Below are 15345 nucleotides of genomic sequence, written 5' to 3'. Positions count from 1 at the left end.
GCGCGCCCGGCGCCCCGGGCGTGGCGCTCAGATGATGAAGATCGTCACCGTGCTGCCCTCCGGCAGCATCGTGCCCGCGGACGGGTCGGTGCGGTAGACGAAGCCGAGGCCGAGGTAGTCGGAGACCTGCTCGACCTCGACGACGAAGCCGGCCGCCTCGAGGGTCTCGGTCGCGGCGTCGACGCCCTGGGCGCGCACCCCGGGCACCTCGACCATCTGGGGGCCCAGCGAGACGGTGAGCGAGACGGTCTCGCCGCGGTAGAGGGTGCCGTCGGTGGGGGACTGCGAGACCACCGCGCCCTCGGGCACCGTGTCGTCGTGGACCTCCGTGGAGGCGTCCACCACGAGGCCGCGCTTCTCCAGGCGCGCGGTGGCGACCTCGGCGTCCTTGCCCACCCAGCTGCCGACGGGGATGGGGCGGCGGCCCTTGCTGACCACCAGGTCGACCCTCGCGCCGGGGCGCAGGACGACCCCGGCCCGCGGGTCGGTGGAGATGACGTCGCCCTCGGCGACGGTCTCGGAGTAGCGGCGGACGACGTCGCCGACGGCGAGGCTGGTGCCCGCCACCGCTCCCCGGGCCGCCTGGAGGGCGGAGCCGACCACGTCGGGCACCGGGTACTCCTCGACGCCGCGCGAGACGACGATCTCGATGCTCGCCCCCGGCAGCAGCCGCCGGCCGGCCCCGGGGTCGGCCGAGACCACCCGACCCTGCTCGACCGTGTTGCTGAACACCGGGTCGCCCACGGTGACGTCGAACCCCGCGTCCTCGAGCTCGGCCACGGCGCTCGCCCGGGTCTGGCCCAGCACCGCCGGCACGGTCGTGTAGCGGGCCCAGCCGAACCACCAGGCCCCCGCGGCGACGCCGACGGCCAGCACCAGGCCCAGCACGAGCAGGACCAGGCCACGGCGACGACGCCGGGGCTCGCGGGCCGGGGCGTGCTGCTCCGCGGGCGGCTCGGGGGCCGGGCGGACGGCGGGCACCGGTGCGGCGGCCGCTGCCGGGACGGACGGGACGACGGTGGTCTCCTCCGTCGGCTCGGCACGGTGGGTCGCGCCGGTGTCCACGGGGTAGCCCCGCGCGAAGTCGTCGAGCTCCTCGGGCTCCAGCACCTGGGGGGAGGAGTCGTCGAGGCGGTGCTCGGTGGGTGCCGGTGCGGCGGCGCCGGCCAGCGCGATGGGCACGGTGCCCAGGCGCAGCGGCGCCAGGTCCTGGGTGAGCTCGGGGTCGCTGCGGCTGCCCTCGGCCACCGCGTGCGCCACCCGGTGCAGGTGGTGCAGCAGCACGCCGGCGTCGGCGGGCCGCTGCGAGCGGTCGCGCGCCGTGGCGCGGGCGACGAACGCGTCGACGAAGTCCGGCAGGCCCGGCACCAGCGCCGAGGGCGCGGGCACGTCGGAGTTCACGTGCTTGTAGGCCACCTGGATGGGGGTCTCGCCCTCGTGCGGCTTGCGGCCGGTCAGCAGCTCGTAGGCCAGGACGCCGGCGGCGTAGACGTCCGCCCGGGCGTCGCTGACGCCCTCGGCGACCAGCTCGGGCGCGAGGTAGGACACGGTGCCGATGAGGATGCCGCCGGTCGCGGTGTGCTGGGTGTCGGTGCCGACGGCCTTCGCCAGGCCGAAGTCGGCGACCTTGATCCGGCCGTCGTCGGCGATGAGCACGTTCTCCGGCTTCACGTCGCGGTGCACGACGCCCGCGCGGTGCGCGGCGGCCAGCGCGGAGACGACCGGCTCCAGCAGCGCGAGGGCGCGGGCCGGGCCCATCGGCGCCTCCTTGCCGATCACCTCGCGCAGGGTGTGCCCGCGCACCAGCTCCATGGCGAGGAACAGCGTGCCGCCGTCGTCCCCCTGGTCGTGGACGGCGACGACGTTCGGGTGGGACAGCCGGGCGGCCGCCCGGGCCTCGCGGACGAAGCGGGCGGCGAAGGCGCCGTCGTCGCCGAGACCCACGTGCATGACCTTGACGGCCACGGTGCGGTCCAGGCGCAGGTCGTGCGCCTCGTAGACGGTGGCCATGCCACCCCGCGCGACGGCGACGTCGACGCGGTAGCGGCCGTCGAGCACGCGGCCGAGGAGGGGGTCTCCCGGGTCGGGCACGTCGGGCTCCTCTCCGCCTCGCTCGGGTGAGCCGCAATCGTACGGTCCGCGCGCTCCGTGCCGCTGCAAGCACGCCGTACGACGCCCCCGCCCCGGGCGCGCGTCCCGCCGCGCGTCCTGGCGAGGGCTCCGGGGAGGTGGACGCACGTGCCGGTCGTGGGAGCATGGACCCATGAGCGAGACGCCCCTGGCCGAGCACGACCTCGCGGTGCTCGTCGAGGACTGGCTGGAGTGGTCCGAGGCCGCCCAGCTCCTCGGCGTGACCCCCGCGAAGGTCCGCACCATGATCAAGGAACACCAGCTGGCCGGCGCCGTGCCGTGGCCCAAGGCCGGGCAGCGCGTGCCCGCGCTGCTGATCGACACCGAGACCGGGGAGCCCGTCAAGGGCCTGCCCGGCCTGCTGACGATGATGCACGACAACGGCTACGACGACCGCGAGTGCATCGCCTGGATCTTCCTGGACGCCGACCTGCCCGGTCGCCCGATCGACGCGCTGCGCGAGAACCGCGGCTCGGAGGTCAAGCGGCGCGCGCAGGCCATGGCCTTCTGAGGCGCCGCACCGCGCACGAGACATGGTCTACCGGCTCCAGCCCGAGAACGTCCGCCCCCAGCGGGGCGGGCCCTCGGGCGCGCTCGCGATCGTGCTGGTGCTGGTGGTCGTCATCGGTGTCTGGCTGATCTCCGGGCGCGAGCCGGGCACCCCCACCGGCACGGGCGGGGCCGAGCAGGGAGCGGTGGTCTCCACCGGCGCGCTGGCCGAGACCGACCCGGAGTCCGGGCTGCGCTACGTGGCCGCCACGGACCTGCCGGACGCCGCCCTCGACGTGATGGCCCGGCACACCGACGGGACGCTGGCGAGCACGGGTGTCGACGGCGAGCCGTTCTCCAACGGCGCCGGGCTCCTCCCCGCCAAGGCCGAGGGCTACTACGTGCTCTACCCGGTGACCGAGGCCGACGTCGAGCCGGGCACGGAGCAGCTGGTGCGCGGCGAGGCCGGCGAGTGGTACTGGTCCGCCGACGGGGGCTGGACCTTCCTGCGCGTCGGCCCCTGAGCCCCGCGCGGCCGTCCCGTGCTCAGAGGGCGCGCTGGGTGGCCGCCGAGGCCAGCTCGGTCAGCACCGCGGTGGCGCGCGGGTCGAAGCCGCTGTCGTGCAGGACGCCCACCGCGCGGTCGGCCAGCGCGGTGATGACCTCCTCCACCTGGGCGGCGGCGCCGGCCCCGGTGATGATCGTGCGCAGCCGGTCGACCTGCTCGTCGGTCAGGGGCCGCCCCAGCGAGCGGTCGAGCAGCGCGGCGTCCTCCTCGGAGGCCGCGTCGAGCGCCAGCGCGACCAGCACGGTGCGCTTGCCCTCGACCAGGTCGTCCCCGGCGGGCTTGCCGGTGGTGGCGGGGTCGCCGTAGACGCCCAGCAGGTCGTCGCGCAGCTGGAACGCCTCACCCAGGGGCAGGCCGAAGCCGGTGAGGGCATGCACCTGTGCCTCGTCCGCCCCGGCCAGGGCCGCCCCCACGTGCAGCGGGCGCTCGATGGAGTACTTGGCGGACTTGTAGCGCAGGACGGTCATCGCGGCGTCGACGTCGGCGCGGCCGCGGGCCTGCACGGAGACGTCGAGGAACTGCCCGGCGATCACCTCGGTGCGGCAGGCGTCGAGCACCGCCAGGGCGGCGGCGACCCGCTCGGTGGGCAGGCCGCAGGTGCGCAGCAGCTCGTCGGACCAGCTCAGCAGCAGGTCGCCCAGCAGGATGGCCGCCGCGGCGCCGTACTGCTCGGGGTCGCCGCGCCACGCGTCGGCGCGGTGCTCGGCCTCGAAGCCGCGGTGGGTCGCGGGGCGGCCGCGGCGGGTGTCGGAGGCGTCCATGAGGTCGTCGTGCACGAGGGCGCTGGCGTGCAGCAGCTCCAGCGCGGCCGAGGCGCGCACCAGGGCGTCCTCGTGCGCGGCGTCCGCCTGGCCCGCCGCGTCTCCCTCCGCGAACGCGCCCGCGACGGCCTGGTGGCCCCACCAGCAGAAGGCGGCACGGAACCGCTTGCCGCCCGAGACGACGGCGCGGGCCTCGGCGACCAGCCGGTCGGCGTCGGGCCCCAGCGGCGCGAGGCGCTCGGCCTGGGTGTCGAGGAACTGCTCGAGCGCGGCCTGCACCCGTGCGCGGAACGCGGCGGCGTCCCACGGCCTGGCGTCGGCCTGCTCGTCGGCCTGCTCGGGGGTCGGGACGTCGGGGGAGGCGTCGGGGGTCACGCAGGTAACCGTAGACGGTGCACGGGCGGACGCCGGAGGTGGACGGGGAAGCGGGGAAACCCCGGGCCGCTCCCTAGAATCGTGGGCATGACGATCGGCCGTGGACGCGCACTCACCGACCTCATCCGTGAGGGCCGGCGCTCGTTCTCGTTCGAGTTCTTCCCGCCCAAGGACGAGGCGGGGGAGGCGCAGCTGTGGCAGACCGTCCGCGAGCTGGAGGCCTACCAGCCGACCTTCGTCTCGGTGACCTACGGCGCCGGCGGCTCCTCGCGCGACCGGACGCTGCGCATCACCCGGCGCATCGCCGAGGAGACCACGCTGCTGCCGATGGCCCACCTGACCTGCGTGGGGCACACCCGCGAGGAGCTCGGGCAGATCCTCGACGACTACGCCGCCGCCGGCGTGCACCACGTGATGGCGCTGCGCGGCGACCCGGAGGACGGGCCGCGGGCCGCGTGGACGCCGACGCCCGGGGGCCTCACCCACGCCTCGGAGCTGGTGGAGATGGCCGCGGCCAAGGGCGAGTTCCGCATCGGTGTCGCCGCGTTCCCCGAGACCCACCCCTCCTCGCCGTCGCTGGACCACGACGCCGACGTCCTCGCGCTCAAGGCGCGCGCCGGTGCCGAGTTCGCCGTCACCCAGATGTTCTTCCGCGCCGCCGACTACGTCGACCTCGTCGAGCGGGTGCGCGAGCGAGGCGTCGACCTGCCGGTGCTGCCGGGCATCATGCCGATCCTCAACCTCGCGGCGGTCCGCCGCCAGGGCGAGCTGATCGGCACCGAGGTCCCCGAGGACGTGGTGGCCCGGATCGCCGCCCACGAGGGCGACCCCGTCTCGATGCGCGCCGAGGGCATCGCGATCGCGGCCGAGCTGTGCCAGGACCTGCTCGACGCCGGGGCGCCCGGCCTGCACTTCTACACGCTGAACCGGTCCCGCGCGACGCGCGAGATCTTCGAGAAGCTGGACGTCACCCGGGCCTGAGCCTCCCCGGTGGTCGCCGGTGGCCCACCGGTGGTCGAGCAGCGAGCCTGCGAGCGCACGCCGAGACCTCCGAGGCCGTCGGTCTCAGGCCTTGCCGACCAGCTCGGCGGCCACGGCCGCGGTGAGCCCGGCGAACGGGAGACCGGGCAGCGCGGCGGCGTGGGCGCCGACCACGTGCAGCCCGTCGACCCCCGTGCGGACGTCGGCCCGCTGCGCGAGGGTGCGCGGGCCGGCCCAGCGGACCCCGAGCGGGGTGCCGTGCCAGGCGCTGACCAGGTCGGTGGGGCTGCGGTCGAGCGTGGTCACCACCCGGTCGCGGACGTCGAGGCCGTGCCGGGCCAGGGCCGTGGGCACGTCCTCGAGGAGGGTGCCCCGCGCGTGCACCGTCCAGGCGGTGCGGCCGGTCGGCGCGGTCCCGCCCGGCCGCACGACGAGCAGCGGGTCGCCGGGGCGTCCGCGTCGTCCCTCGTGCACCGGGTGCAGCACGGTCTCGGCGTCGAGGGTCTCGCTGCCCTCCAGGCCGAGGTGCACCACGCGCGGGGGCAGGGCGGGCAGGGTGCGGCGCAGCCCCGGCATCAGGGCCGCGACGGCCGGCAGGGTGCGGGGGTCGGTGGCGAGCAGGACGACGTCGGCGTCGACGTCACCGGCGTCGGTGACCACCCCGCGCACGGTCCGGCGCCCCGGCTCGACCCGCAGGTCGGTGACGCGCACCCCGGTGCGCACGTCGACGCCGCGCAGCGGCAGCCGCGCGGCCAGGTGCTCGCCCAGCAGGGCCAGGCCGCCGGGCAGGGTCCAGGTGCCGAAGGTCTGCTCCAGGTAGGTGACGAGGCCGGCCCAGGCCGGCACCTCGCGCGGGTCGTGGCCGTCGGCGACGAACGGGTACGCGGCCACGGCCCGCAGGCGGGCGTCGGGCAGCGCCCGGCGCAGCGACCGGGCCAGCGAGGCCCGCGAGCGCAGCAGGCGCGCCGCCTCCTCGCCCGGGCCCGCGTCGGGCACCGGGTGCTCGAACGTCGGCCGCAGGGCCTCCCACGTGCCCGCGTACGAGCCGACGTGCTCGGCCCAGGCGCGGCCCAGGCCGGCACCCAGCGTCTCCACGGCGCGGATCGCCGCTGCCCTGCCGGCCTCGAGCCGCACGGCGGTGCCGTCGGGGAAGCGGTGCTCGCGGTGGACCTCCAGCGGCACCAGGTCCAGCTCGCGCTCCAGCGGCCGCCCCGTCTTGCGGAAGAGGTCGCGGACGACGGCGGGCAGGAGGGTCCGGTCGGGCCCCGCGTCCCAGGTGAAGCCGTCGGCCGCGACCGTGCCGAGGGCCCCGCCGAGGGTGGTGCCGCGCTCGAGCAGCACCACCTCGTGGCCCTGCTTCGCGCACCGCAGCGCCGCGGCGAGCCCTGCGAGCCCGGCGCCGACCACGACGACCCTGCTCACTGCGCGTTCCCCACCGTCCGGCTCACGGGGGGAAGGGTAGGGGCAGCGGCCGGGTCAGTCGCCGAGCAGCCCCTCGACCGGGTCGCCGACGCGCACGGTGCCCGAGGTCAGCGCCCGCAGCACCGAGCCCGCCCGTCGGCGCAGCGCCGCCTTGGCGCCCGGGCCGACGCTGGTCTCCATGAGCGCGCAGGGTGCCGCGACCCGCACGACCTCGAGCACGACCTGCTCGTCGGGGCGCGCGGGGTCGCCCAGGCGCAGCAGCGCCCCGGGCTCGGTGGGCACCCGTCCGTCCGAGACGGTGACGGTGCGCCGGGTGGCGCCGGGCTCCACCAGTGCGCCGAGGACGACGGCGGCCTCGGTGAGGCTCGGTGCCGACTGCACGCTCACGTGCCGGTGCCGGCTGCCGTGGTAGCGGTCGCCGACGACACCGCGGCCGGCCTCGACCACGATCTCGTCGACCTGCTCGGTCGGCGCGTGGTGCCGCGGGGCCAGGTGCAGCGCGGTGACGACCGGGAGGTCGCTCACGCCTCGACGTCCACGACCGGGGCGCCGGTCAGCGCCACGAGCTCGGCGAAGGTGGTGGAGAACACCGCGGCGGGGTGACCGGCCGCGGCCCAGACGACCGGGTGCCGCTCGAGCCACGGGTCCAGGTAGGTGGGGACCGGGGCGGGGTGCCCGAGCGGGGAGACCCCGCCGATCACCTGGCCGGTGTGCTCGCGGACGAACGCGGGGCTCGCCCGCTTCAGCCGCGGCACCCCGAGGCGCGCCGCCGTGGCCGCCACGTCGACCCGGTGGGCGCCGGAGGTCAGCACGAGGACGGGTCGGCCGCCGGCGTCCCCCTCGTCGCCGTCCCTCTCTTCCGGCACCTCGAACAGGAGGCTGTTGGCGATCGCCCCGACCTCGCAGCCCAGCGCCTCGGCGGCCAGCGCGGCGGTGTGCACGCCCTCGGGCAGGACGACGACCTCCCCGGCGCCCCCGCGCTCGGCGTGGGCCGCGCGGAAGCGGGCGATGCCCGGGTGCTCCTCGGTGGGCTGCCGGGTGGGGGAGCCGTCGGAGTTCTGCGTGCTCATGGACCTGACCCTAGAGTCAGGGGCAGTGCCGGACGTCCTGGCTGCCCGGGTGGGCGCCGCCGGCGAGAGGAAGGACCATCCGTGGAGGCACCCCGTCGGCCGGCGACCGTGCGACTGACCCTGATGCTCTTCGGCCTGCTGACCCTGCTGGGTCTGCTCGCCGTCGTCCTCGTGCGGGTGCTGAACCGGAACCTGGTGCTCAGCTGGGCCGAGGGGCACCGCGAGGCCCGCGAGATCGTGCAGACCGCCGGCCTGGACTACCTGATCGACGAGCAGCCCATCGCGGTGCCGCAGTTCTTCCCGGTGACCCTGGTGCTGTTCATCGTGCTGGTGCTGCTGCTCGGCGTGCTCACGCTGCTCTTCTTCGAGGGCAACCCGTGGGCGCGGTACGCGCTCACCGCCGTGCTGCTGCTGGTCGCCGTCGGCACCGGCGCCGCGATCCGCGTGGCCCCGCCGGCCACCTTCGTCGCGCTGGGCGTGGCCGGGCTCGTGGTGATCGCCGGCATCCTCGTGGCGGCCTGGACCCCGCCGTCCTCGCGCTTCCTGCACGACACGCGCCGCTACGTGCACTCCTGACGCACGCCCGCTCCGAGCGGCCGCACCGTCCGCCCACGACCGCCTCTCCCCGTCCTCGGGGGGAGGCGGTTGTCGCTGTCGGAGGTCCCCTCTATCGTCCTTCCTAGTTCGAACGGCCGTTCGAACGATGGCAGGGTCGGGGAACGAGGTGTGCGCATGAGGCGGTACGAGGAGGACGTGGAGGTCCGACGCGGCGAGGTGCCCGGGTGGCCCGGTGAGGACGGCCCGGCCCAGCTGCTGTGGCGCGGCCGACTGTGGCGGGTGCGCGCCGTGCTGGCCCGGTGGATCGAGACGACCGCCTGGTGGGGCAGCGGCGAGGCGGACGCGCTGCGCGGCACCGACGAGCCGACGCCCTCCGCGGCGGCGCAGACTCCGGAGGGCTCCGTGCTGGAGCGGCTGCTGGTCGAGCGGGAGTGCTGGCGCGTCGAGGTCGGCCGCGGCGCGGTGACCGGCGGCGGCGTGGTCGAGCTGTCCTTCGACACCGCCGACGGCCGCTGGCAGCTCGTCGGCTGCGCGGACTGAGGAGGCACGCATGAGCACCACACGACGACCCGCCCGCACGACGCGGGCGCGCGCACGCTCGGGCGAGAGCCCCTGGGTGGAGGCGCCTCCGCCGCACCTGCTGCCGGCCACGACGCACTCCTACCTGCTGCGCTCGGCCGACTCGATCGCCGAGGCGGTGACCGCCACCGACGTTGCGCTGCGCTACGCGAGCGCCCACGTCGGGGCGCTGCGGGCCGCGGCGGCCCTGCTCGCCGCCCGCGCCAGGCCGGACGCCGGCGCCCGCCGACGCCCGCAGAAGAGCGCCTGGGTGCTGCTGGCCGAGGTCGCCCCCGAGCTGGGCGAGTGGGCGCAGTTCTTCGCCGCAGGTGCCGCCAAGCGGGCCGCGGCCGAGGCCGGTTCGCGCCGCGCGGTCACCGAGCGGGAGGCCGACGACCTGGTCCGCGACGCCGACAGGTTCCTCGCGGTCGTCGAGCAGAGCCTCGGGCTGGTGCCGCACCGGCCCGTCGTGGTGCGGCTCGCCCAGGCCGGCGGCACAGCGGGCGGCTCCGTCGGGGGGATGGCGGGCTGACCTGTCGGCCCGCCGGCCGGGCCCACGACCTGACGTCTCGCACTGCACGGACCTGCAGGTCCGTGCAGTGCGAGAACAGGAGCCTGTGCCGCTCTGGTGCGCCGTGCTCCGAGGCGGTGGAGTGCGCTCATGGACCTCCGGTCGCGCCGTCGGGCGCCCCTCCCCGCAGCCCCGCTGCTCGCCACCCTCCTCACGGCCCTCACGCTCGGTGCGGCCCTGGTGCTCGCACCCGTGCTCGCCGGCTCCACCGGCGCCCTGCCCGGCTCGACGGCCCGGGCGGCCGAGACGACGCTCACCGTCGCGCAGGCCCGGTCGAGCCAGAGCGGGGCCTCCGCCACCGTCCGCGGGTACGTGGTCGGCCAGCCGACCTCCACCGACACCGTGGTCACCAGCGGATTCCCCAACGACTACGCGCTGGCCCTCGCCGACAGCCCCGGCGAGACCGACACCGACGCGATGCTCTACGTCCAGGTCACCAGCGCCTGGCGCAGCGACTGGGGCCTGGCCTCGAACCCCGACCTGATGGGGACGAGGATCGACGTCACCGGCAGCCTCACCGCCTACTTCTCGGCACCGGGCCTGAAGAGCCCCAGCGCGTTCGCGCTCGCGGCCGGCACGCCGACGTCCAGCCCCACGCCCACCAGCAGCCCCACCAGCGAGCCGACCGGCGGCACCGGTGACTACGACGACACCTACTACGCCTCCGCGCTGGGGCTGAGCGGCTCCGCCCTCGAGACCGAGCTGCACGAGATCATCTCCACCGACGTCACGCGGCTGAGCTACTCCCAGGTCTGGGACGCGCTCAAGGACACCGACGAGGACCCGGCCAACAGCAACAACGTCATCGAGCTCTACACCGGCGACTCGGTGCCCAAGAACACCAACGGTGGCGGCGTCGACGACTGGAACCGCGAGCACGTGTGGGCCAAGAGCCACGGCGACTTCGGCACCACGACCGGGCCGGGCACCGACGTCCACCACCTGCGGCCCACCGACGTCACGGTGAACTCCGCCCGCGGCAACCTCGACTTCAACGAGGGCGGCACCGAGAACAGCGAGGCGCCCGGCAACTACGCCGACTCCGACTCCTGGGAGCCGCGCGACGCCGTCAAGGGCGACGTGGCCCGGATGATCTTCTACATGTCGGTGCGCTACGAGGGCGACGACGGCTTCGCCGACCTCGAGGTCAACGACCTGGTCGGCAACGGCTCCGCCCCGCACATCGGCCGGCTCTCCGTGCTGCTGGCCTGGAACGCCGAGGACCCGCCGGACGCCTTCGAGATGGCCCGCAACGACGCGATCTTCACCACGTGGCAGGGCAACCGGAACCCGTTCGTCGACCACCCCGAGTGGGCCGACGCCATCTGGGACTGAGCCTCCTCCGCCCCTCCCGTCACACCCTCCCCACCCCGTGCCGAGTCGGCAGCAAGTTACTGCCGACTCGGCGGTGAGGGAGGGGTGGGAGTGGGGTGGGGGCACCCACCTGGGTAGTTGGCGCGGTGTCGGTGGATGGGGTTACCTTCAGTGCTCCTGATCGAACATCTGTTCGATCAGGAGCACGGCTCTTTCGAAGGCGACTTCCGAAAGAGTCGTCACCTGTCGTTGTCCGGGGTCGAGCCGACGTCGATGAGGGGAAGTCCCGACGTGCCCACCGACCCGTTCGTCCACCTGCACGTGGCCTCCGGCTACTCGCTCCAGCACGGGGCGTCGCTGCCGCCGGTGCTGGTGGACCGCGCCGCCGCCCACGGCATGGACGTCCTGGCGCTCACCGACCGCGACGGCACCTACGGCGCGGTGAAGTTCGCCAAGGCCTGCCACGTCGCGGGGATCAGCCCCGTCCTCGGCGTCGACCTCGCCTACCGTCCCGCCGACCCGACCCAGGTCCGCCGCGGGATGTCATACGGAGCGCAGGGACGCTCCTCCGGCTCGTATGACGTCCCGGGCGGCGCAGGAGCACGGGGGAGCAGGACGCCGGTGCGCGGCGGTGCCTTCCGCGACGCCCGGCTGCCCCGGGTCACGCTGCTCGCGCAGTCCTCGGGGCCCGGCGGCGGCCGGGCCGGGTGGGCGGCGGTCTGCCGCATCACCTCGGCCACGCACCTGGCCGGCGAGCGCGGCGCCCCGGTGCTCGACCCCGAGGACCCCGAGGTCGCCGCCCTGCTCGGGGCGGGGGACGTCGTCGTCCTGCTGGGCCCGTCGTCGTCGGTGGGTCGCGCGGTCACCGCGGGCCGCCCCGACCTGGCGCGCGCCGAGGTGGCTCGCTGGCGGGCGCTGGTGCCGCGCGGCTGCCTGGTCGTCGAGGTCGTCTCGCACCTGCTGGGTGCCGGCGGGCCGGGCACGGCCGACGGTGCGCACGGCACCCGCGGCTGGGGGCCGGGCAGCACCCCGCACGCTGCCCGGATGCTCAACCTGGCCGCCGAGCAGGGGCTGCTGAGCATCCTGTCCAACCAGGTCCGGCACGCCGACCGCGGCGACGCGGCGGTGGCCGACGTCCTCGACGCCGCACGGCGCCTGGTCGCGCTCGACCGCCGCCACGTCGACCGCGGCAACGCCGAGGGGCACCTGAAGTCCGGGCCGCAGATGAGTCGGGTCGCGGCCGAGGTCGCGCACGCGGCCGGGGTGGGGGAGTCCGGCGCCTGGCAGCTGCTGGCACGCACCCGCACGCTGGCCGAGCGGTGCGCCCTCGACGTCCGCGCCGACCTCGGGCTGGGCGAGGTGCACTTCCCGGAGTTCGAGCTCGCGAACGTCGACGGGCTGGCGATCGACCCGCGCGAGACGGGGGCGGACGGGCTGCTGCGCGCCCGCTGCGAGGCCGCCATCGGCACCCGCTACGGCAGCCAGGGCCTGGCGGTGGTGTGGAAGCGGCTGGACGACGAGCTGGCGATCATCCGCGACCTCGGCTACGCCTCCTACTTCCTCACCGTCGCCGACGTCACCGACCTCATCCGCGACCACGGGGTACGGGTGGCGGCGCGCGGCTCGGGCGCCGGCAGCATCGTCACCTACCTGCTGGGCATCTCCGGGGTCGACCCGGTGCGCCACCAGCTGCTGATGGAGCGCTTCCTGTCCCCGCTGCGCCAGGCGCTGCCCGACATCGACGTCGACGTGGAGTCCGCGCAGCGCACCCGGATGTACGAGGCGATCCTCGACCGCTTCGGCGGCGAGCGCTGCGTGTGCGTGTCGATGATGGACACCTACCGGGTCCGGCACGCGGTGCGCGACGTCGGCGCCGCGCTGGGCATGCCGCCGCTGGAGGTCGACGCGATCGCCAAGGCCTTCCCGCACATCCGCGCCCGCGACGCCCGCGCGGCCCTGGCCGAGCTGCCCGAGCTGCGGGCCAGCGGGCTGGGGGAGACCCGGCTGGAGCTGCTGTTCGCGCTGGTCGAGCGGCTCGACGGCCTGCCCCGGCACGTGGCCGTCCACCCGTGCGGGGTGCTGCTCTCCGACGCCACGCTGCTCGACCGCACGCCCGTGGAGGCCAGCTACGCCGGGTTCCCGATGAGCCAGTTCGACAAGGACGACGTGGAGGACCTCGGCCTGCTCAAGCTCGACGTGCTGGGCATCCGCATGCAGTCGGCGATGGCGCACGCCGTGACCGCGATCGAGCGCACCGAGGAGGTCGTCGTCGACGTGGACGACGAGGCCCAGGTGCCCTTCGACGACCCCGCGACCTACGCGATGATCTCCTCCTCGCGCACCCTCGGGGTCTTCCAGATCGAGTCGCCGGGCCAGCGCGAGCTGGTCGGCAAGTCCGGCATCGAGACGTTCGAGGACGTCATCACCGACATCTCGCTGTTCCGCCCCGGGCCGGTCAAGAGCGACATGATCACCCCCTACCTCGACGTCAAGCACGGCTGGAAGCAGCCGCGCTACGCCCACCCGCTGCTGCGCCCGATCCTCGAGGGCACCCGCGGGGTCGTGGTCTTCCACGAGCAGGTCATCGAGATCATCGCCGCGTTCACCGGCATCTCCTTCGCCGAGGCCGACGAGAAGCGTCGCGCGCTCGGGGACGCCGAGGGGATGGCTGAGGTGCGGACCTGGTTCTTCCCCCGCGCCCAGGGCCGCGACGTCCCGCTGGCGGTGGTGGAGGAGCTGTGGGAGGTGCTGGCCGCGTTCGCCTCCTTCGGCTTCTGCAAGGCCCACGCGGCCGCCTTCGCCCTGCCCACCTACCAGTCGGCGTGGCTCAAGGCGCACTACCCGGCGCACTTCCTGGCCGGCGTCCTGACCCACGACCCGGGGATGTACCCCAAGCGGCTGATCCTCGAGGACGCCCGCCGCCAGGGCGTCACCGTGCTGCCGCTGGACGTCAACGCCTCCGAGACCGACTACGCCGTCGAGCGGCTGGTGCCGCGCGAGGAGTGGGCGCCCGACCCGACCCGCGACCCGGGCCACCCCGACGGGCGGCCGTGGGGCATCCGGCTCGCGCTCTCGGAGGTGAAGGGCATCAGCGAGGCCGAGGTCGGACGCATCGTCGCGGCCCGCCCCTACGCCTCGCTCACCGACTTCTGGCACCGCGCCCGCGTCTCGCGGCCGGTGGTAGAGCGGCTGGTGCTGGCCGGCGGGTTCGACTCCGTCTACGGCCTCGACCTCGCGGCGGACGACGGGGTGGGCCGGCGCGGCACCACCACCCGGCGCGACCTGCTGCTCGGCGTCTCCGAGCTGGACCGGCAGGCCCGGTCGGCCGAGCGCGCCTCCCGCGGCCGTGGCCTCGCGGGGCGCAAGGCGTGGCAGAGCCACCGCCAGACCCCGAACGCCCGCACCCGCGCCGCCTCGGCCGTCGAGGCCGCCGCCGCGCGCAACAGCACCGAGCCCGGCACCCGGGAGGCCGCGCGCGGGGTCGAGCTGCCCGGCGCCTCGGACGCCCGGGCCGCCGTCCGCCCCCGTGACCTGGGGGAGGAGCGGGGCTCGCTCGGCCGCGCCGAGGTGCCCCAGCGCGAGGGCGTGTGGGGACGCTCCAGCGCCCAGGCCCGCAGCGCACCGCCGCCGGAGCCGGTCTCCTCGGTGCAGATGGCGCTCGACCTGGGCGACGCCTCGGTGGAGGGCGTCGTCTCCGGCCTGCCCGAGATGACCGCCGAGGAGCGGATGCGCGCCGAGCTGGAGATCCTCGGCCTGGACGCCTCCCGGCACGTCGTCAGCACCTACGAGCGGTTCCTCGACGAGCTCGGCACCACCCGCGCCACCGACCTGCTCGGGCAGCGCTCGAAGGCCGAGCTGCTCGTGGCCGGGGTGAAGGTCGCGACCCAGACCCCACCGATCCGCTCGGGGCGCCGCGTCGTCTTCCTGACCCTCGACGACGGCACCGGCCCGCTGGACGCCACCTTCTTCGAGGACGCCCAGGGCCCCTACGCCGCCACCGTGTTCAGCTCCTGGCTGCTCGTCGTGCGCGGGGAGCTGCGCCGCACCGGCCACCGCGGCGTCTCGCTGCGCGCCACCGGCTGCTGGGAGCTGCCCGCCCTGCACGACACGTGGCGCCTGCACGGCATCGAGGCCGTGCGCGAGCAGATGGCGGTCGTGCCCGGCGGGTTCGGCGCGCTCGCCCCTGGCGACGAGCGGGCCGGTGAGGGGGCTGCCGCCTCGCGGTCCTCGCGCCCGGTCATGGCCGCGCCCCCTGTCTCGGGGCCTGTCTCCGACCGCGACATGCGCGGGGCCGGGGTGGCCGCGGCGCAGGGTGGTGAGGGCGACGTCGAGAGGCGGACGCCGGGTGCGGCCGGCGGCATGGGTCGCCGCCGCGTCCTCGTGCACTCCAGCGGGTTCAGGCTCTCGCCGTACGCGGACGTCAAGCCCGCCGGTGAGGACGCCAAGCAGATCCCGCAGCAGGTCGCCCGCAAGCTCTGGCACCGCAGCCCGGGGAGCCCCGGATGAGCCCGGTCGATCGGGCCCCGGGCCAGGCTCTAGGGTGGGCGT

At 75.6% G+C, this 15345-nt stretch carries 13 protein-coding genes; 8 read left to right on the top strand and 5 right to left on the bottom strand.

Annotated features, from left to right (window positions below; genetic code table 11):
- Nucleotides 1–27: 27 nt before the first annotated feature.
- Nucleotides 28–2091 carry a Stk1 family PASTA domain-containing Ser/Thr kinase gene (locus M8316_RS16590; protein ID WP_250056410.1) on the bottom strand — a complete coding sequence of 688 codons (2064 nt, stop codon included), beginning with the start codon at nucleotides 2089–2091 and terminating at the stop codon, nucleotides 28–30.
- 172 nt (nucleotides 2092–2263) lie between these two features.
- Here M8316_RS16590 and M8316_RS16585 point away from each other — a divergent pair, with 172 nt between their 5' ends.
- Nucleotides 2264–2641: an Rv2175c family DNA-binding protein gene (locus M8316_RS16585; protein ID WP_250056409.1), complete on the top strand. Its 378-nt coding sequence runs from the start codon at nucleotides 2264–2266 to the stop codon at nucleotides 2639–2641.
- Nucleotides 2642–2663: 22 nt separating this feature from the next.
- Nucleotides 2664–3143: a ribonuclease domain-containing protein gene (locus tag M8316_RS16580; protein WP_250056408.1), complete on the top strand. Its 480-nt coding sequence runs from the start codon at nucleotides 2664–2666 to the stop codon at nucleotides 3141–3143.
- Nucleotides 3144–3165: 22 nt separating this feature from the next.
- Here M8316_RS16580 and M8316_RS16575 read toward each other — a convergent pair whose 3' ends face one another.
- Nucleotides 3166–4323, bottom strand: a complete 1158-nt coding sequence (locus tag M8316_RS16575) for a polyprenyl synthetase family protein (protein ID WP_250056405.1) — start codon at nucleotides 4321–4323, stop codon at nucleotides 3166–3168.
- Between the two features lie 87 nt (nucleotides 4324–4410).
- Here M8316_RS16575 and metF point away from each other — a divergent pair, with 87 nt between their 5' ends.
- On the top strand, nucleotides 4411–5304 hold the full coding sequence (gene metF / locus M8316_RS16570; protein ID WP_250056403.1) for a methylenetetrahydrofolate reductase [NAD(P)H]: 894 nt from the start codon (nucleotides 4411–4413) through the stop codon (nucleotides 5302–5304).
- Nucleotides 5305–5388: 84 nt separating this feature from the next.
- On the opposite strand, the gene M8316_RS16565 is transcribed toward metF, so the two are convergent.
- Genes M8316_RS16565 through M8316_RS16555 form a run of 3 tightly spaced genes read right to left on the bottom strand, consistent with a single transcriptional unit; the run spans nucleotide 5389 to nucleotide 7796 of the window.
- The gene (locus M8316_RS16565; RefSeq protein ID WP_250056400.1) at nucleotides 5389–6726 is read right to left on the bottom strand and encodes a phytoene desaturase family protein; all 1338 of its coding nucleotides are present in this window, start codon (nucleotides 6724–6726) and stop codon (nucleotides 5389–5391) included.
- Nucleotides 6727–6780: 54 nt separating this feature from the next.
- The gene (locus tag M8316_RS16560) at nucleotides 6781–7251 is read right to left on the bottom strand and encodes an MOSC domain-containing protein (protein ID WP_250056398.1); all 471 of its coding nucleotides are present in this window, start codon (nucleotides 7249–7251) and stop codon (nucleotides 6781–6783) included.
- Nucleotides 7248–7796 (bottom strand): YbaK/EbsC family protein, encoded by a 549-nt coding sequence (locus M8316_RS16555; protein WP_250056395.1) that lies wholly within the window; start codon nucleotides 7794–7796, stop codon nucleotides 7248–7250. Before M8316_RS16555 ends, M8316_RS16560 begins: the two co-directional genes overlap by 4 nt.
- Before the next feature lie 81 nt (nucleotides 7797–7877).
- Here M8316_RS16555 and M8316_RS16550 point away from each other — a divergent pair, with 81 nt between their 5' ends.
- The 5 genes from M8316_RS16550 (at nucleotide 7878) to M8316_RS16530 (ending at nucleotide 15303) form a co-directional block, all read left to right on the top strand.
- Entirely contained in the window at nucleotides 7878–8372 is a 495-nt protein-coding gene (locus M8316_RS16550) for a hypothetical protein (protein ID WP_250056393.1), read from the top strand.
- A gap of 156 nt (nucleotides 8373–8528) precedes the next feature.
- Nucleotides 8529–8894, top strand: coding sequence for a DUF6504 family protein (locus M8316_RS16545; RefSeq protein WP_250056391.1), 366 nt, complete (start codon nucleotides 8529–8531; stop codon nucleotides 8892–8894).
- A 10-nt stretch (nucleotides 8895–8904) separates the two neighbouring features.
- Entirely contained in the window at nucleotides 8905–9444 is a 540-nt protein-coding gene (locus M8316_RS16540; protein ID WP_250056389.1) for an SAV_6107 family HEPN domain-containing protein, read from the top strand.
- Nucleotides 9445–9573: 129 nt separating this feature from the next.
- Nucleotides 9574–10818, top strand: coding sequence for an endonuclease (locus tag M8316_RS16535; protein ID WP_250056387.1), 1245 nt, complete (start codon nucleotides 9574–9576; stop codon nucleotides 10816–10818).
- Between the two features lie 270 nt (nucleotides 10819–11088).
- Nucleotides 11089–15303, top strand: coding sequence for a DNA polymerase III subunit alpha (locus M8316_RS16530; protein ID WP_250056385.1), 4215 nt, complete (start codon nucleotides 11089–11091; stop codon nucleotides 15301–15303).
- Nucleotides 15304–15345 lie beyond the last annotated feature (42 nt).

Origin of the sequence: Nocardioides bruguierae (genome assembly GCF_023554635.1) — a bacterium.
Lineage (GTDB): Bacteria > Actinomycetota > Actinomycetes > Propionibacteriales > Nocardioidaceae > Nocardioides > Nocardioides bruguierae.
Note: the sequence above shows the minus strand (reverse complement) of the source record. Positions and strands in the feature narration are given on the sequence as shown.